14 protein-coding genes are annotated in these 15,390 nt (G+C 70.6%); 1 reads left to right on the top strand and 13 read right to left on the bottom strand.

Translation table 11 applies throughout. The features are described from left to right. Positions 1-14 precede the first annotated feature (14 nt). The 13 genes from hisH to def form a co-directional block, all read right to left on the bottom strand. On the bottom strand, positions 15-647 hold the full coding sequence (gene hisH / locus LMH63_RS00485) for an imidazole glycerol phosphate synthase subunit HisH (protein WP_109679275.1): 633 nt from the start codon (positions 645-647) through the stop codon (positions 15-17). Positions 648-672: 25 nt separating this feature from the next. Next, positions 673-1,266: an imidazoleglycerol-phosphate dehydratase HisB gene (gene hisB / locus LMH63_RS00480; protein ID WP_109679274.1), complete on the bottom strand. Its 594-nt coding sequence runs from the start codon at positions 1,264-1,266 to the stop codon at positions 673-675. Positions 1,267-1,508: 242 nt separating this feature from the next. Next, complete coding sequence (gene dtd / locus LMH63_RS00475) at positions 1,509-1,958, bottom strand: D-aminoacyl-tRNA deacylase (RefSeq protein ID WP_109679273.1); 450 nt, start codon at positions 1,956-1,958, stop codon at positions 1,509-1,511. 724 nt (positions 1,959-2,682) lie between these two features. After that, entirely contained in the window at positions 2,683-3,318 is a 636-nt protein-coding gene (locus LMH63_RS00470; protein ID WP_199225695.1) for a hypothetical protein, read from the bottom strand. Between the two features lie 265 nt (positions 3,319-3,583). Then, positions 3,584-3,907 (bottom strand): tetratricopeptide repeat protein, encoded by a 324-nt coding sequence (locus tag LMH63_RS00465; protein ID WP_109679272.1) that lies wholly within the window; start codon positions 3,905-3,907, stop codon positions 3,584-3,586. Between the two features lie 211 nt (positions 3,908-4,118). Beyond that, positions 4,119-5,576 carry a TrkH family potassium uptake protein gene (locus tag LMH63_RS00460; RefSeq protein ID WP_109679271.1) on the bottom strand — a complete coding sequence of 486 codons (1,458 nt, stop codon included), beginning with the start codon at positions 5,574-5,576 and terminating at the stop codon, positions 4,119-4,121. 154 nt (positions 5,577-5,730) lie between these two features. Then, positions 5,731-7,107, bottom strand: coding sequence for a Trk system potassium transporter TrkA (trkA, locus tag LMH63_RS00455; RefSeq protein ID WP_109679270.1), 1,377 nt, complete (start codon positions 7,105-7,107; stop codon positions 5,731-5,733). A 198-nt stretch (positions 7,108-7,305) separates the two neighbouring features. Beyond that, positions 7,306-8,667: a sigma-54-dependent transcriptional regulator gene (locus tag LMH63_RS00450; protein WP_109679269.1), complete on the bottom strand. Its 1,362-nt coding sequence runs from the start codon at positions 8,665-8,667 to the stop codon at positions 7,306-7,308. Further along, on the bottom strand, positions 8,664-10,817 hold the full coding sequence (locus LMH63_RS00445) for a sensor histidine kinase (protein ID WP_109679291.1): 2,154 nt from the start codon (positions 10,815-10,817) through the stop codon (positions 8,664-8,666). Before LMH63_RS00445 ends, LMH63_RS00450 begins: the two co-directional genes overlap by 4 nt. Before the next feature lie 44 nt (positions 10,818-10,861). Continuing rightward, a complete protein-coding gene (locus tag LMH63_RS00440) occupies positions 10,862-11,464 on the bottom strand; it encodes a DUF4390 domain-containing protein (protein ID WP_109679268.1) in 603 nt (200 codons plus the stop codon). 2 nt (positions 11,465-11,466) lie between these two features. Continuing rightward, positions 11,467-12,768: a 16S rRNA (cytosine(967)-C(5))-methyltransferase RsmB gene (gene rsmB, locus LMH63_RS00435; RefSeq protein WP_109679267.1), complete on the bottom strand. Its 1,302-nt coding sequence runs from the start codon at positions 12,766-12,768 to the stop codon at positions 11,467-11,469. Next, positions 12,752-13,693 carry a methionyl-tRNA formyltransferase gene (gene fmt, locus LMH63_RS00430; RefSeq protein ID WP_109679266.1) on the bottom strand — a complete coding sequence of 314 codons (942 nt, stop codon included), beginning with the start codon at positions 13,691-13,693 and terminating at the stop codon, positions 12,752-12,754. The genes rsmB and fmt overlap by 17 nt, the downstream gene beginning before the upstream one ends. An 11-nt stretch (positions 13,694-13,704) precedes the next feature. Beyond that, positions 13,705-14,229 (bottom strand): peptide deformylase, encoded by a 525-nt coding sequence (gene def, locus LMH63_RS00425; protein WP_109679265.1) that lies wholly within the window; start codon positions 14,227-14,229, stop codon positions 13,705-13,707. A gap of 121 nt (positions 14,230-14,350) precedes the next feature. On the opposite strand from def, the gene LMH63_RS00420 reads away from it, so the two are divergent. Then, a complete protein-coding gene (locus tag LMH63_RS00420) occupies positions 14,351-15,388 on the top strand; it encodes a LysM peptidoglycan-binding domain-containing protein (RefSeq protein WP_109679264.1) in 1,038 nt (345 codons plus the stop codon). The last annotated feature ends 2 nt before the right edge of the window (positions 15,389-15,390 follow it).

Raw genomic sequence — 15,390 nt, 5'->3', positions numbered from 1 at the left:
AGTCGTCGCGGCGATCAGTCGGTGCCGTCCCACGCCAGGAAGTTGGCGAGCAGCCGCAGGCCGGCCTGCTGGCTCTTCTCCGGGTGGAACTGGGTGGCGAACACGTTGCCGCGGCCGATGACCGCGGCGAACGGCGCGCCGTAGTCGCTGGTCCCGAGGGTGAGCGCGTCCTCCTCGGGCGCGACGAAGTAGCTGTGCACGAAGTAGAAGCGCTCGCCATCCGCCACCCCGGCCCACAACGGATGGGACCGGACCTGACGCACGCCGTTCCAGCCCATGTGCGGGATCTTCAGCGTCGGATCGCCGCCGGTGAGGCGGCGGAAATGGCGCACCTCGCCGGGGAAGACGTCCAGCGCCGCGACACCCTCGTTCTCCTCGCTGCGCGTCATCAGCGCCTGCATGCCCATGCACACACCGAGGAACGGCCGCGCCGTGATGGCCGCGCGGATGACGTCCACCAGCTCGTGCCGTTGTAGCGCGCTCATGCAGTCGCGCACCGCCCCTTGACCGGGGAAGACCACGCGCTCGGCCCCGGCGATGGCGTCGGCATCGTCGGTTATGCGCACCTGGCGCGCGCCGACGTGCTCCAGCGCCTTCGCCACCGAGCGCAGGTTGCCCATGCCGTAGTCGATCACTGCCACGCTCATGCCGCGTGCTCCCGGCAGGCCCCGTTCAGAGGGCCCCCTTGGTGGAAGGCGTGGCGTCCCCGAGGCGCGGGTCGCGGGTGCAGGCCACGCGCAGCGCCCGCCCGAAGGCCTTGAACAGGGTCTCCGCGATATGATGCGCATTCTCGCCGCGGAGGCTGTCCACGTGCAGGGTCACCGCGGCGTGGTTGACGAAACCCTGAAAGAACTCCCGCGTGAGCTCGGTCTCGAAGGCGCCGATGCGCTCGCGCGGAAACTCGGCATGGAACTGCAGGCCGGGGCGGCCGGAGAGATCGAGCACGACCCGGCCGAGGGCCTCGTCCAGCGGGCAGTAGGCGTGCCCGTAGCGGGTCAGCCCGCGTTTGTCGCCAAGGGCCTCGGCGAAGGCCTGACCGAGGCAGATGCCGACGTCTTCGACCGTGTGATGGCCGTCGATCTCCAGGTCACCCGCGGCGGCGATCTCCAGGTCCAGCAGCCCATGGCGCGCCACCTGGTCCAGCATGTGATCGAAGAACGGCAGCCCGGTGTCGATATCCGACTGCCCGGTGCCGTCCAGCGCGAGCCGGACCCGGATCCCGGTCTCCAGCGTGCGACGCTCGATGGTGGCGGTGCGATCGGCCATGCGGGCCCCGTCCCGGCAAATGACGCGCGGAGGATAGCACGCAGCCCATGACGCAGGGAGTCACGTGCCTATCGTCTTGGGCGGCTGGATAAACACAACGACACAACGACACAACGAGCACAACGTGATGAAGGCTGGCGACAGACACTCTTGGACGTTGTGCACCGTTGTGCTCGTTGTGTCGTTGTGTTGAACACCCCGAAGCCCGGCGAGTCGCCACAGGTTCGCCTTTGGGCAACCCATCAAGGTCGCGGCGGGGCCTCGAGCCAGAAGGTGACCGGGCCGTCGTTGACGAGGCTGACCTGCATGTCCGCGCCGAAGCGCCCCGCGGCCACCGGGGCATGGGCGGCATGGGCGCGCTCGGCGAGCACGGTGAAGAGGCGCTCGGCCTCCGCCGGCGGGGCCGCCGGGGTAAAGCTCGCGCGGGTCCCCTTGCGGGTGTCCGCCGCCAGCGTGAACTGCGGCACCAGCAGCAGCCCGTGCCCCGTATCGGCCAGGGAGAGATTCATCCGCCCGGCCGCATCCGGAAACACCCGATAGCCGAGCAGGCGCTCCAGAAGCCGTGCAGCGGCGCGCTCGTCGTCACCGCGCTGCACCCCCACCAGCACCAGCAGCCCCGGGCCGATGGCGCCGACGGTCTCACCGCCGACACGCACGCTTGCCTCGCTGACCCGCTGCAACAGTCCGATCATGACCACCTCCGTCCCTCGAGCCCTGGAGCGTGTAAGCCATTTCCTACAAAAGCTGTCGGCGGTAGCCGACAGCCAGACCGACATCAGGGTGAGAGACTAGCGTTGCGTTCGCGGGAAAGCGTCCGCGCCGGATCAGGGACGACCCGGCCAGAACAGGAACCTCGTAAGACGATACCGGCCCCTGCCCCCCGCCCTATATGGGCGCCGGTATCGCGCGTTCCACTCGGGAAGACCATCAGCCGGCCCAGGGATAGGGCCGGCATTTTTTTATTCCTGATTACGTCCCCGACGCCAACATACCTACGGGTTTCCCGACAGCCTTCCCGTCGCGGAAGACGCCACCCACGTCTGCGATGCGGGGCGGGGTGGGAGCGCCCGGGACCGTAGGCGAGAGGGACCTCGCCTACGAGCCTCCAGGGACGGATTCACGGCGTGTCCGGGACGCTCCCGCCCCGCGTCACCCCCGGCACGGCCTCCAACCCGCTCGCGGCACCGCGGATACGCGACCGACAACTATGGCTGAGCAATATGCGTAATCAGGATCGGTTCTTTTATCCGGTCCCTGGCTTGCGCGCTGCCGGGCAGCGCCGCGACGCTGTCACGGCTGGCGATGGGCGGCCTGCCCAAGCCGGAGCCAGGTGCCCGGGCTCCGGCTTCGAGCTCCGGCTCCGGCTCCGGCTCCGGCTTCGGCTTCGGCTTCGGCTTCGGCTTCGGCTTCGGGGCTTCAGGATGACTTGCCGGAGCGGGCGCCGCTGCCGCCCGAGCCGGAACTCCCGCCGCTGCCCGAGCCGCCGCGGCCCGAGCCGCCACTGCGGCTGCCGCCGCTGCGCTTGGACTTCTGACCACCACCGCTGCTGCTACCGCTGCCGCTGCCGCCACTGCCGCCGCCTGGCGGGACACTGCCCACGCTCTGGCTCCACTCGGCCAGCGCCTGCTGGGCATGGTTCGCCGCCTCCTGCCAGGCGTTCATCACCTGCTTGGCGTGCTCCTCCCAGGCAGCGTCGGGCTTGCCGCCCTCCACGCGCCCCATGCTCTGGACCCAGCCCTCCCAGAGCTTCATCTGGGTCTCCGTCCAGGTGCGCATCATCTCCTGGGCACGGGTCATCCACGCTTCGGCCGCCTCGCGGCCGGCGGCATCGTCCGCCATTGGCAGGCGCCACGAGCCGGCCAGCTCCTGCTGGCGGGACAGCGCCTCCCGCACCGCCTGCTCCCAGTTGTCCAGGTGCTTGTGGTACTCCTGCTGCCACTGCTCGGCGCCAGGCGCGACGCCCTTCACCGCCTCCATCCAGTTGTCCCAGAGGCGACGCTGCGTAGCCGTCCAGCCGGAGATCATTTCCTCGGTCTGCTTCTGCCAGCTCATGGTTGTTCCTCCCAGGAATGTTCGTGAGGTGGGTATCCCGCCCTCGCAAGTGTAGACGGCACCGTTCGCTGGCGACGGGTGCGCATCACCCCGCCGCCGGTCGAGCGTCGCCGAGGAGGCCGTGAAACCGGCACACGCGGCGCCCTCGCCGCGAATCACCGGGGCGCCATGCAATGGGACAAGGACGATTTCCGCGTGAAGGCACGCCTCCTACCGGCCGCCGCTTCGTGCCAGCCGGTCCCAGGGACCGCTGGCACGGCCGGTCCTACTCGTCCCTCGACTTCCCCTCCAGCCGCCGCACCCGCACCTCCAGCTCGCGCACCACCTGCATGTCGCCCTTCTCCCGGGCTGCGGCGAGCCCCTGCCGGAATGTCTCGAGGGCGGCGGCCTCGTCGCCACCCCGCAGCTGCAGCCTGCCAAGCGCCCGCCAGGCCGCCGAGTAGCCCGGATCCAGCGCCACCGCCTGACGCAGATGCCCGATCGCCGCCTCGGCATCGCCGGCCTTGGCGTAGGCATTACCCAGCGTCAGCCGCAGCATGGCGCTGTCCTGCCCGCGGGCGATCATTTTTTCCAGCGCCTCTATGTTCATAAGCCTGTGGTGGTCCGTCCCATGATCTCGACCATGGAGGCGGGAGCGGTCGAGTTCAAAGTGGCAAGTCGCGAGCTGCAAGTTGCAAGTTGCAAGTTGCAAGATCGAAGCAAACCTTCCCCGCGCGCGCTGGCGCCTGTAGGTCGTCCCGTCTTCAACTTGCCACTTGCCACTTGCCACTTGCCACTCACCCCCGCCTTCCGGCGCCGCCTCAGCGGCGCCAGAAGGCGGGGGTGAACAGCACGAGCAGGGTGAAGATCTCCAGCCGCCCCATGATCATCGCCACGCACATCACGAGCTTGGGGCCGGCGCCGACGGCGGCGAAGTTGGCGGCGACGTCGCCGAGGGCAGGGCCGAGGTTGTTGAGGCCCGAGGCCGTGGCCGAGAAGGCCGTGACCTGATCAAGCCCCATGGCCATCAGGGTGAGCATCAGCACGGTGAACAGCACCACGTAGGTGGCGAAGAACCCCCACACCGCGTCGATCACCCGCTCGTTCACCGGGCGGGCGCCGATCTTCACCGGAATCTGCGCCTGGGGGTGGATCAGCCGCATGATCTCGCGCGAGCCCTGCCGCCAGAGCAGCAGCACGCGCACCACCTTGAGCCCGCCCGAGGTGGAGTTGGCGCAGCCCCCCATGAAGGCCAGGAACAGCAGCAGCACGGGCAGGAACGCGGGCCAGGTGTAGTGGGGCACGCTGGTGTAGCCGGTGGTGGTGGCGAAGGAGACCACCTGGAAGATGGCGTGATGCCAGGTCTCCCCCCGGGGCAGGTCGTGGGCGGCCTGGTAGATCAGCAGCCCGCCCAGGATCAGCACGGTCATGACCACCACCACGCCCAGAAACACGCGCAGCTCCGGGTCGCTGCGCCAGGGCTCGGTGCTGCGGCGGCGCCAGACCATGAAATGCAGCGAGTAGTTGACCGCCGAGATGAGCATGAACACCACGGCGATCATCTGGATCAGTGGGCTGTCGAAGTAGCCGATGCTCTCGTCGTGGGTGGAGAAACCACCGGTGGCGATGGTGCTGAAGGCATGGCCCACGGCATCGAAGGGCGTCATGCCCGCAAGCCAGTAGGCCAGGGCGCAGACCACCGTCAGGCCGATGTAGATGTACCAGAGCGCCTTCGCCGTCTGCGCGATGCGCGGGGTGAGCTTCGCGTCCTTCACCGGCCCCGGAAGCTCTGCGCGATAGAGCTGCATGCCGCCGATGCCGAGCATGGGCAGGATGGCCACCGCGAGGATGATGATCCCCATGCCGCCGAGCCACTGCAGCTGCTGGCGGTAGTAGCGGACCGACAGCGGCAGATCGTCGATGCCGACGATGGCCGTCGCCCCGGTGGTGGTGAGCCCCGAAATGCTCTCGAACAGGGCGTCCACCGGCGCCAGCGTCGATTCCTGGTCGATCAGCAGCGGCAGGGCGCCGGCAGCGCCGAGCACGATCCAGAACATGGCGACGATGAAGAAGCCGTCCCGCGTGCGCAGCTCCCGGCGCGAGCGGCGCACCGGCAGCCAGAGCAGGCCGCCCATGGCCAGCAGCACCGCGAAGGTGATCAGGAACGCCTCGTAGACGCCATCACCCGCCGCCAGCGACACCAGCGCCGGCGGCAGCATGGTGATGCTGAACACCATCAGCAGCACGCCGAGCACACGCTGGACGGCGTCGAGATGCATTCACCGGCTCCATGTCTGGCCCGCGCCTTTTACTGCACAACGGCGGCGGGCGCGGTTTGATGAGCGTCGCAGTCTAGCCCGGATGTCTCACCGATTCGCGGCTGCGGGCGCGGATCGGTGAGACATCCGGGCCGGGAGTCTGCGCCGTAGACTCTTAGATAAACGTCACGCCCACCTGGAAGAGCTTCTCGACATCGGCGAGGCGGCTCTTGTCCACCAGGAACAGGATGACGTGGTCCTCGGGCTCGATGACCGTGTCGTGATGCGCCATCAGCACCTGGTCACCGCGGACGATGGCGCCGATGGTGGTACCCCGCGGCAGGCGGATCTCGTCGATGCGCCGCCCCACCACCGAGGAGCTGCCGGCATCGCCGTGGGCAATGGCTTCGATGGCCTCGGCGGCGCCGCGGCGCAGGCTGTGCACGTTGACCACGTCACCGCGGCGGATGTGCGCCAGCAGGCTGCCGATGGTCGCCTGCTGCGGCGAGATGGCGACGTCGATGTCCTCGCTGGACTGCACCAGATCGACGTAGGCCGGGCGGTTGATCAGCGCCATCACCACCCGCGCGCCGCGGCGCTTGGCGAGCATGGCGGAGAGGATATTGGCCTCGTCGTCGTTGGTGAGCGCGCAGAAGACGTCCGTGTTCTCGATGTTCTCCTCGAGCAGCAGGTCCTCGTCGGCGGCGTCGCCACGCAGGACGATGGTCTTCTTGAGGTCGTCGGCAATGGCGCGGCAGCGCGGCAGGCTGCGCTCGATGATCTTCACCTGGTAGCGCCCCTCCATGGCCTGGGCGAGGCGCTTGCCGATGTTGCCGCCGCCGGCGAGCATCAGGCGCTTGACCGGCTTCTCCAGCCGCCGCAGCTCGCTCATCACCGCGCGGATGTTCTTGCGCGCGGCGACGAAGAACACCTCGTCGCCCGCCTCGATGACGGTGTCACCCTCCGGGATGATGGCGCTGCCGCGGCGGAAGATCGCGGCTACGCGGGTCTGCACCCCCGGCATGTGCTCGCGCAGCGTGCGCAGCTCCTGACCCACCAGCGGCCCGCCGTAGTAGGCGCGCACGCCCACCAGGCGCACCTTGCCGTCGGCGAAGTCCAGCACCTGCAGTGCGCCGGGATGCTCGATCAGGCGCTTGACGTACTGGGTGACCAGCTGCTCGGGGCTGATCAGCACGTCGATGGGCAGGGCGTCGGGGGAGAACAGCTGCGGGCAGGCGAGATACTCCACCGCGCGCACGCGGGCGATCTTGGTGGGCGTGTGGAACATAGTGTCCGCCACCTGGCAGGCGACCATGTTCGCCTCGTCGGAGTCGGTGACGGCGATGATCATGTCCGCGTCATCGACCCCGGCGCGGACCAGCACGTCCGGATAGGTGGCACTGCCGGTGACCGTGCGCAGATCGAGCCGGTCCTGCAGCTCCTGCAGCACCCCGGCATCGGTATCCACCACGGTGATGTCGTTGTCTTCGCTGGTCAGGTTCTGAGCCACAGTGCTTCCGACCTGACCAGCGCCCAGGATGATGATTTTCATGCGCTCGCTTCGCGAGAGTTCCAAGTTCAAAGTTCAAGGTTCAAAGACCGAAGCCGTGAAGGCCCGTTCCCGCTCCGGCAGTGGTAGCGCGCAGTGCCTGGCGGCGACGGTCTTTGACCTGTGAACTGAGAACCCTGAACGTCCCCCCTTAACTTTGAACTTTGAACCGAGAACCTTGAACTGGTGAGCGCAAAGCGCTCACGCCCCCTCCTTCGGATCGATGCCCAGCGCGCGGAGCTTGCGGTAGAGATGGGTGCGCTCCATGCCGGTGAGGCGCGCGAGCTGGGCGACGCTGCCCTCGGCGCGTTTCAGCTGGTGCTGCAGGTAGGTGCGCTCGAAGGCCTCGCGGGCCTCGCGCAGGGGTAGGTCGAGGGAGAGCTCCGGTGGCCACTCGCTGCCGGACTCGCCCTCGGCGGTGGTCTCGCCGAGGGCGCGCTCCACCTCGTCCACGCCGATCTCGACGCCCTCGCCCAGCACCAGCAGGCGCTGCACCAGATTGCGCAGCTCGCGCACGTTGCCCGGCCAGGCATGGTTGCGTAGCCGGTTCTGCGCCGCCACCGAGAACCGCCGGTAGGGCAGGTGCTCCTGATCCACCAGCCGATCCACGTAGAAGCTCAGCAGCTCCGGGATATCCTCCACGTGCTGGCGTAGCGGCGGCATCTCCATCGGCACCACGCTCAGCTGGTAGTAGAGGTCCTCGCGGAAGCGCCCGGCGCGCACCTCCTCGGCCAGATCGTGGCGGGTGAGGGCGATCAGCCGCAGATCCAGGGCGATCTCCGCGGTGCCGCCCACGCGCTGGAAGCGCCCGGCCTCGATGGCCGAGATGAGCCGGGTCTGCGCCTCGGCGTCCAGGTCTGCCACCTCGTCCAGGATGAGCGTGCCGCCGCGGGCTGCCTCGAGCCGCCCGGGATGCTCCGGCGTCCCCGGACGCTCGCGCCCGAAGAGCTCCTCTGCCGCCCCATCCCCCGCGATGGCGCCGGCGGCGAGCTCCACCAGCGGGCCCTGGGCGCGCGGGCTCAGGCTGTGCAGGTAGCGCGCGAGGCACTTGCGCCCGCTGCCGGCCTCGCCGGAGATCAGCACCCAGCTGTCGCTCGCCGCCACCCGCGCGGCGCGCTCGCGCAGGCCGCGCATCACCTGGCTGTGGCCCACCGGCTCGATCACCGCCTGGCTCGCGGCGACACCGCTGCGCCGCCCGCGGGCCAGCGCCTCCTGCACCGTCACCAGCAGCTTGCCCATGGACAGGGGCTTCTCGACGAAGTCCACGGCCCCGAGTCGGGTCGCCTCCACTGCCGTCTCCACCGTGCCGTGGCCGGAGATCATCACCACCGGGAAGTCGGGCCCGTGCTCGCCGGCCCACTCCTTGAGCAGGGTGATGCCGTCCTCGTGGGGCATCCAGATGTCCAGCAGCACCAGGTCCGGCCGCCGGCGGCGACGCGCCTGGCGGGCGGCCGCCGCGCTGTCGGCGGTAGCCACCTCGTAGCCCTCATCCTCGAGGATCTCCTGGACGAGCTCGCGGATGTCCGGCTCGTCGTCCACCACCAGAACATGGCTCGTGGTCATGTCCGCTCCCCTGAACCGGCACGGCGCCCGCCCGCCGCCAGGCCGCGCACGGCCAGCGCGGGAAAGCGCACGGTGATCTGGGCCCCGCCGGCGACGTTGCGCGCCGATATCACCCCATTGTGCTCCTCGACGATCTTCTTGACGATCGGCAGGCCGAGCCCGGTCCCGCGCGCCTTGGTGGTGACGTAGGGCTCGAACAGCTGGCTCATCACCTCGTCCGAGAATCCGGGGCCGTTGTCGCGCACCCGCAGCTCCACCTGGTCGGCGTAACGGCCCTCGCCGCGGCGCGTCGCCAGCGTCACCCGGCAGGGCTGCTCCGGCGGCGCCGCCTCCAGGGCGTTGCGGATGAGGTTGTTGAGCAGCTGGCGCAGCCGGCCGGGATCGGCGTTCAGGCGCGGCAGCGCCGGGTCGAGGGCGAGGCTGAACTGGGGCTGCTCGCGCTCGCCGCGATAGAGCTCGACCACGTCCTGGATCAGGGCGTTGAGGTCCACTGCCTGCAGGTCCAGCACCGGCGGGCGCGCGTACTCGGAGAAGGCCTTGACCATGGCCTTCATGGTGTCCACCTGATGGATGATCGTGCGCGTGGCCCGCTCCAGGAACTCGGCATCCTGGCCGTCTAGGCGGTCGGCGAACTTGTGCTGCAGTCGCTCGGCGGAGAGCTGAATGGGGGTGAGCGGGTTGCGGATCTCGTGGGCGAGGCGCCGCGCCACCTCGCCCCAGGCGGCATCGCGCTGAGCCTGGATGAGGGTGGTGACATCGTCGAAGACGATCACGTGGCCGCCGCTGCTCGGCCCCCCGGGCAGGGCCGCGCCGCTGCACATGAGCACGCGCCGGCCTTCGCTGGTATCGAGGGTGAGCTCCTCGCGCCATTCCGAATCCCCGGCCTCGCGGTGCGCCTCCACCAGCCGGGCGAACGGGGCAAAGTCCGGATGCGCGCCCTCCAGCGCGCTCAGGGGCTGGCCCACGGCGTCGGCGAGGGGCACGGAGAGGATGGTGGCCGCCGCCTGATTGTGGGTGCGCAGCCCACCCTCGCGGTCCAGCGCCAGCACGCCGGAGGACAGCCGCGCGAGCACCGTCTCCAGATAGGCACGCTGGGCCTCCACCATCACCTGCCCGCGCCGGGCGGCATCCCGGACCTGGGCCACGCGGCGGCTCATGTCGTTGAAGGAGCGCACCAGGAAGCCGAGCTCGTCGTTGCCGGCCGGGGGGAGCTGGGTGCCGTACTCGCCTTCCGCCACGGCCCGGGTGCCCTCGGCCAGCCCGCTGATGGGCGCCACAAGGCGCCGCGCCAGGTAGAACGCGGACCACACCGCAAACAGCAGCGACAGCAGCAGCACCAGGGACAGGGTCAGCACGAAGCTGTCCTTGAGCGGCTCGCGTAGGTAGGAGAGCTCGCGGTACTCGCTGAAGGCCTGCTGCACATCCTCCGCCAGGTCGTCGATGCGCGGCGAGACCGGGAACAGCGCCTGCAGCACACGGTTGCTGCTGGGGCTGTCGGGGTTCGGCGCCGGCACCAGGGCCCGAATGTGCAGGCCCGCGTTCTCGATCGGGTCGAGACCGACATAGGGCCGACCCTGGCGCAGCTGCAGGAGGATCTCGTCCTCCGGCCGGTGCGGGAGGATGTCCTCGGTATCCAGGCTGCTGGCGGCGATGATGCGGCCGTTGTCGCCGAGCAGGGTGAGCTCCGAGGCCCCGGTGCGCGCCCGCAGATCGCCCAGGGTCAGGGCCACCATGCCGTCGGGGACGTCCGCCAGGGCGTCCGCCGCCTCCTCCACGCGCTGGAGCATGTCGCGCATGCGCTGGTCGAGGGAGGCCTGGGACAGGGCCAGGGCGTCGTCCAGGGCCTCCTCGACGCGCACGTCGAACCAGCTGTCGACGCCGCTCTGCAGGAACTGCATGGAGAAGCTGTAGACCACGAGCCCCGGGACCACGGCCAGCAGCACGAACAGCGCCATCAGCCGGGCCGTGAGGCGACTGCCCACCTGGCGCTCCCGCAGCCCCCGCAGCAGGCGCCACAGGTTGTGGCTGATAAGCCCCACCAGCGCCACCAGCACGACGCCGTTCAGCAGCAGCAGCCAGACGTAGAGGCGCCCGAAGCGGGCCGAGTTCTCGGTGGCGGCCGTCAGCAGGTACAGCGACAGCAGCAGCATCAGGCAGAGCCCGATGCGGAACAGCCCCTCGCGGCGGAAGCGCTTCACGGCGTTAGCTCCCACTGCCGCCAGCCGCTGTCCAGCGCCCAGGCATCGGACAGATAGGCCACGGTGCGCAGCGGCCGCGGCAGCGCGTCGACATCCAGTCGCGTGGCGAGCCGCACCCGGTAACGCTGTCCGGGCTGCAGGCGGGCGCTGTCGATCACCGGCAGATCCTCGATCTCGCCGAGCGCCGGCAGCAGCGCGTTCAGCGTGCGAAAGCTGCGGCTGTCGCCGGTGTTGAGGTTGGTGAGGACGTAGCGGCGGCTGAGGGCATGATACTGCAGGCGATGGCGCCGCGTGAGCCCGGCCACGACGGCATCCCACCACCAGCCCCAGAGGCGCTCGCGGGTCACCTGCACCGCCTGCACGATCACCAGCGGCACGCCGTTCTCCATAGCCTCCGTCGCGGCATCGCTCAGGCGGTAGTCGAGCCTGGCGTCCAGGTAGACGATACCGTCACGCCGCGAGAGCTCGCCATCGCGCACGCTGAAGGCGCCCTCGTCGGCCCTGCCGGCAACAGTGGCCGCGGCGAGCATCGCCCCCAAGAGCCCGCCCCGCAGCCAGCGCTGCAGCCGTCCGCCGCCAGGCGGACGCCGCGGCCGCATTGTCAGGACTTGCGCAGGCACGCGTAGTAGAAACCGTCCATATCCGCTTCCCCGGTGAGGATCTGCCGACCGTAACCGAGCGCCCGCCCCACCGGAAGCGTCACGGGTTCCGCCGTCGCATCATTGGTGGCATCGGCGAACGCGGCCACCACGGCCTCGTTCTCCACCGGCAGCACCGAGCAGGTGGCGTAGACCAGCCGCCCGCCACGGGCGAGCAGCGGCCAGAGGGCGCGCAGCAGCCGCGCCTGCTGCGCGGCGAGGCGGGGGATGTCCGCAGGCCGGCGCAGCCATTTGATGTCCGGGTGGCGGCGGATGACGCCGGTCCCTGAGCATGGCGCATCCAGCAGAATGCGCTGGAACGGCCGCCCGTCCCACCAGTCGTCGGGCCGGGCGGCATCGCCGACCGCCACCGTGGCCTCGAGGCCGAGCCGCTGCAGGGTCTCGCGGATCGCCGGCAGGCGCGCCTCGGCCCGGTCCAGGGCGAGCAGCGACACGTCGGCAGTCTCCAGGATATGCGCCGTCTTGCCGCCGGGCGCCGCGCAGGCGTCAAGCACCCGGTCTCCGGGTTCGGCGGCAAGCAGCGGGGCGGCGAGCTGAGCGGCGGCGTCCTGCACCGACAGCGAGCCAGCGGCGAAGCCCGGCAGCGCCGTGACCGCCGCCGGGGCGTGCAGGGTCAGGGCGTCGGGCAGCCCCGGCACGGGCGCGGCGGGATGACCGGCGGCGGCGAGCTCGGCCTGCACCGCCTCCTTCGTTACGCGGCGGCGGTTCACCCGCAGCGTCATCGGCGCACGGGCGTTCTGGCTGGCGAGCAGGGCGGGACGGTCTTGCGGCCAGGCCTCGGCCAGGGCGGCGTCGAGCCAGTCCGGGCAGGAGTGGCGCAGCACCGGGTCGGCGTCCACCGCCGCGACGCGCCGGTCGCGCTCGCGCTGGAAGCGCCGCAGCACGGCATTGACGAGCTTCACCGCCCAGGCCTTGCGCCGCTGGCGACACAGCGCCACCGTCTCCGCCACCGCGGCGTGAGGCGCGACCTGGGTCTCCAGCAGCTGATAGAGGCCGAGGTCGATGATCCCGGCGACGTCGGCGTCCCGGGGGCGCAGCGGGCGCTGCAGCAGGCCATCGCGCAGCGCCGCCAGCCGGCGCTGGTGGCGCAGCACACCATAGGCCAGGGCGCTCGCGAGCGGACGCTCACGCTCGGCCACGCCCGCGAGGGCTGCCGGCAGGGCGACGTCCAGCGAGCGGCCCTCGCCGGTCACCGCCAGCACCGCCTGCAGCGCGGCGGCCCGGGAGTCAGCCGAGGCGCTCACCGGCCCCGATCCGGTGGCCGCGCAGAAACTCCGCCACCGGCTGCGCGCGCCGGCCCGGCGCCTGCAGCTGGGTGATCCGCAGCACGCCCTCGCCGGTGGCCACATCGAGGCCATCGGCGGTGGCGGCGAGAACGGTGCCCGGCGGCGCATCCGCCGGCGCTGGCAGGGCGCGGGCCATGCGCAGGCGCAGCTCGCCGTCGCCACGGCGCGTGCGCGCCACCGGCCAGGGCTCGAAGGCGCGCACCTGGCGGGCCAGGGCCGCGGCCGGCTGCGACCAGTCGATCCAGGCCTCGGCGGGGTCGATCTTCTCGGCGTAGGTGACGCCGCTCTCCGGCTGCGGCGTCGCGGCCAGCCGCCCCGCGCACCAGTCCGCCAGATGCGCCGCGAGCAGCTCGGCACCGAGGCGGGCGAGGCGGTCGTGGAGGGTACCGGCGGTGTCGTCGCCGGTGATGGGCGTCTCGCGGCAGGCGACCACCGGTCCGGTGTCGAGGCCCTTTTCCATCTGCATCAGGCACACGCCGGTACGCTCGTCGCCGGCGAGAATGGCGCGCTGGATGGGCGCCGCGCCACGCCAGCGCGGCAGCAGCGAGGCGTGCAGGTTGAGACAGCCGCGGCGGGGGATGGCGAGCACCTTCGGCGGCAGGATCAGCCCGTAGGCCGCCACCACCATGACGTCGGGCGCGTAGGCGGCGAGCCGCTCCCGCACCTGCGAATCGCGCAGCCGCTCGGGCTGCTCGACGGGCACGCCGGCCTGCTCCGCGGCCTGCTTCACCGGCGAGGGCAGCAGGCGCCGGCCGCGGCCGGCCGGGCGGTCGGGCTGGGTGTAGACGGCACAGACCTCGGCAACACCGTCCAGCAGCCGCTGCAGGGCGGGCACGGCGTAGGCCGGCGTGCCGGCAAACACGACCCGGGGCGGCGCCGCCATGGCGGAGGCGTTCAGACCGCGCCCGAAGCGGCGCCGCCGCGCTGCCGGGCCGCCTTCTCGAAGCGGCGGCGCAGGCGCTTGCGTTTCAGCTCGGAGAGATAGTCGATGAACAGCCGGCCCTCGAGGTGGTCCACCTCGTGCTGAATGCAGCGCGCAAGCAGGCCCTCGGCCGCGAGCTCGAAGGGCTCGCCGTCGCGGTCGAGGGCGCGCACCTGGACGTGCTCGGCCCGCGGCACGCTATCGTAGACGCCCGGGATCGACAGACAGCCTTCCTCGGCGCTGTCCTCGCCCTCGCGCCCGAGGATCTCGGGGTTGATGAACACCCGGGGCTCACTGCCGTCCTCGGAGAGATCCATGACGATGATCTGGCGGTGCACGTCCACCTGGGTGGCGGCGAGACCGATGCCGGGGGCCTCGTACATGGTTTCGAACATGTCGTCGATGAGGCGCTTCACATCCTCGTCGACGCGCGCCACCCGCTCGGCGCGCGTTCGCAGCCGCGGGTCGGGATACTGCAGGATGTCGAGTTTTGCCATAGTCAGTGCGTTGCGGCTCGCAACGTGCGGCTGCTAGTCTTCAAGTGGCCAATTAACAAGCAACTATAACCAACCGGCCGCGGTTGCCGCCACCGTTACAGCCTCCACACAGGGAAGGTCGATGTTCAGACACACCATCCGACGGGCACTGTGCGTGCTGGCATTCGCGGCCGTGGCGCCGGCGCTCGCCCAGAACGGCGATGCCCTGCGCGACGATCATCCCGAGCGCTACACCGTACAGCCGGGAGACACCCTCTGGGGCATCTCCGGGCGCTTCCTGAACGACCCCTGGTACTGGCCGGAGATCTGGTACGAGAACCCGGAGATCGACAATCCGCATCTGATCTACCCGGGGGACGTCATCCGCCTGACCGTGGTGGACGGCGAGCCACGACTCACGGTCCAGCGCGGCGGCGGTACCGTCAAGCTCTCGCCCCAGGTGCGGGAGCAGTCGCTGGATCAGGCGGTGCAGACCATCCCCATCAGCGCCATCCGGCCCTTCCTCACCGGCGACCGCGTGGTCGGCCGGGAGGTGCTGGACGAGGCGCCGTACATCGTCGCCGGCGGCGAGGAGCGCGTGCTCGGCGCCCGCGGCGACACGGTCTATGCCCGCGGCCTGCCGGCGGAGCCGGCGCGCGGCTGGTCAGTGGTGCGCGAGCACGGCGCCATCGAGGACCCGGAGACCGGCGAGGTGCTGGGCTACGAGGCGAGGCGCCTGGGCGAGGTGCGGCTGGAGCGCGAGGGGGATCCGGCGACCTTCCGTATCGCGGAGAGCCTGCGCGAGATCCGCGCCGGTGACCGTCTGCTGGTGACGGAGCAGCGCGAGCTGCAGGCGCAGTTCACGCCCCGCGCGCCGGAGCGCAGCGTCGAGGCGGTGATCGTCTCGGCCCGGGATCGGGTCTCCCAGATCGGCCAGTACGATGTGGTCATCCTCAACCGCGGCAGCGTCGACGGTCTCGAGCCGGGGCACGTGCTGGAGGTGTTCAAGCGCGGCCGCGAGGTGGTGGACCGCTTCGCAGAGGACGAGGAGATCGTGACTCTGCCCGCCGAGAAGGCCGGCGAGCTCATCATCTTCCGCACCGCGGAGCAGCTCAGCTTCGGCCTGGTCATGGAGGCCTCGCGGGCGATGGGGATCAACGATCTCGCCCGCAGCCCCTGATC

Origin of the sequence: Spiribacter halobius, from assembly GCF_020883455.1 — a bacterium.
GTDB lineage: Bacteria > Pseudomonadota > Gammaproteobacteria > Nitrococcales > Nitrococcaceae > Sediminicurvatus > Sediminicurvatus halobius.
Note: the sequence above shows the minus strand (reverse complement) of the source record. Positions and strands in the feature narration are given on the sequence as shown.

Excerpts from the sequence above, each read along its gene's own strand:
- hisB (WP_109679274.1), bottom strand. The coding sequence starts at position 1,266 with ATGGCCGATCGCACCGCCACCATCGAGCGTCGCACGCTGGAGACCGGG.
- LMH63_RS00465 (WP_109679272.1), bottom strand. The coding sequence starts at position 3,907 with ATGAACATAGAGGCGCTGGAAAAAATGATCGCCCGCGGGCAGGACAGC.
- trkA (WP_109679270.1), bottom strand. The coding sequence starts at position 7,107 with ATGAAAATCATCATCCTGGGCGCTGGTCAGGTCGGAAGCACTGTGGCT.
- hisH (WP_109679275.1), bottom strand. The coding sequence starts at position 647 with ATGAGCGTGGCAGTGATCGACTACGGCATGGGCAACCTGCGCTCGGTG.
- fmt (WP_109679266.1), bottom strand. The coding sequence starts at position 13,693 with ATGGCGGCGCCGCCCCGGGTCGTGTTTGCCGGCACGCCGGCCTACGCC.
- LMH63_RS00460 (WP_109679271.1), bottom strand. The coding sequence starts at position 5,576 with ATGCATCTCGACGCCGTCCAGCGTGTGCTCGGCGTGCTGCTGATGGTG.
- LMH63_RS00450 (WP_109679269.1), bottom strand. The coding sequence starts at position 8,667 with ATGACCACGAGCCATGTTCTGGTGGTGGACGACGAGCCGGACATCCGC.
- LMH63_RS00440 (WP_109679268.1), bottom strand. The coding sequence starts at position 11,464 with ATGCGGCCGCGGCGTCCGCCTGGCGGCGGACGGCTGCAGCGCTGGCTG.
- LMH63_RS00445 (WP_109679291.1), bottom strand. The coding sequence starts at position 10,817 with ATGCTGCTGCTGTCGCTGTACCTGCTGACGGCCGCCACCGAGAACTCG.
- dtd (WP_109679273.1), bottom strand. The coding sequence starts at position 1,958 with ATGATCGGACTGTTGCAGCGGGTCAGCGAGGCAAGCGTGCGTGTCGGC.
- LMH63_RS00470 (WP_199225695.1), bottom strand. The coding sequence starts at position 3,318 with ATGAGCTGGCAGAAGCAGACCGAGGAAATGATCTCCGGCTGGACGGCT.
- def (WP_109679265.1), bottom strand. The coding sequence starts at position 14,229 with ATGGCAAAACTCGACATCCTGCAGTATCCCGACCCGCGGCTGCGAACG.
- LMH63_RS00420 (WP_109679264.1), top strand. The coding sequence starts at position 14,351 with ATGTTCAGACACACCATCCGACGGGCACTGTGCGTGCTGGCATTCGCG.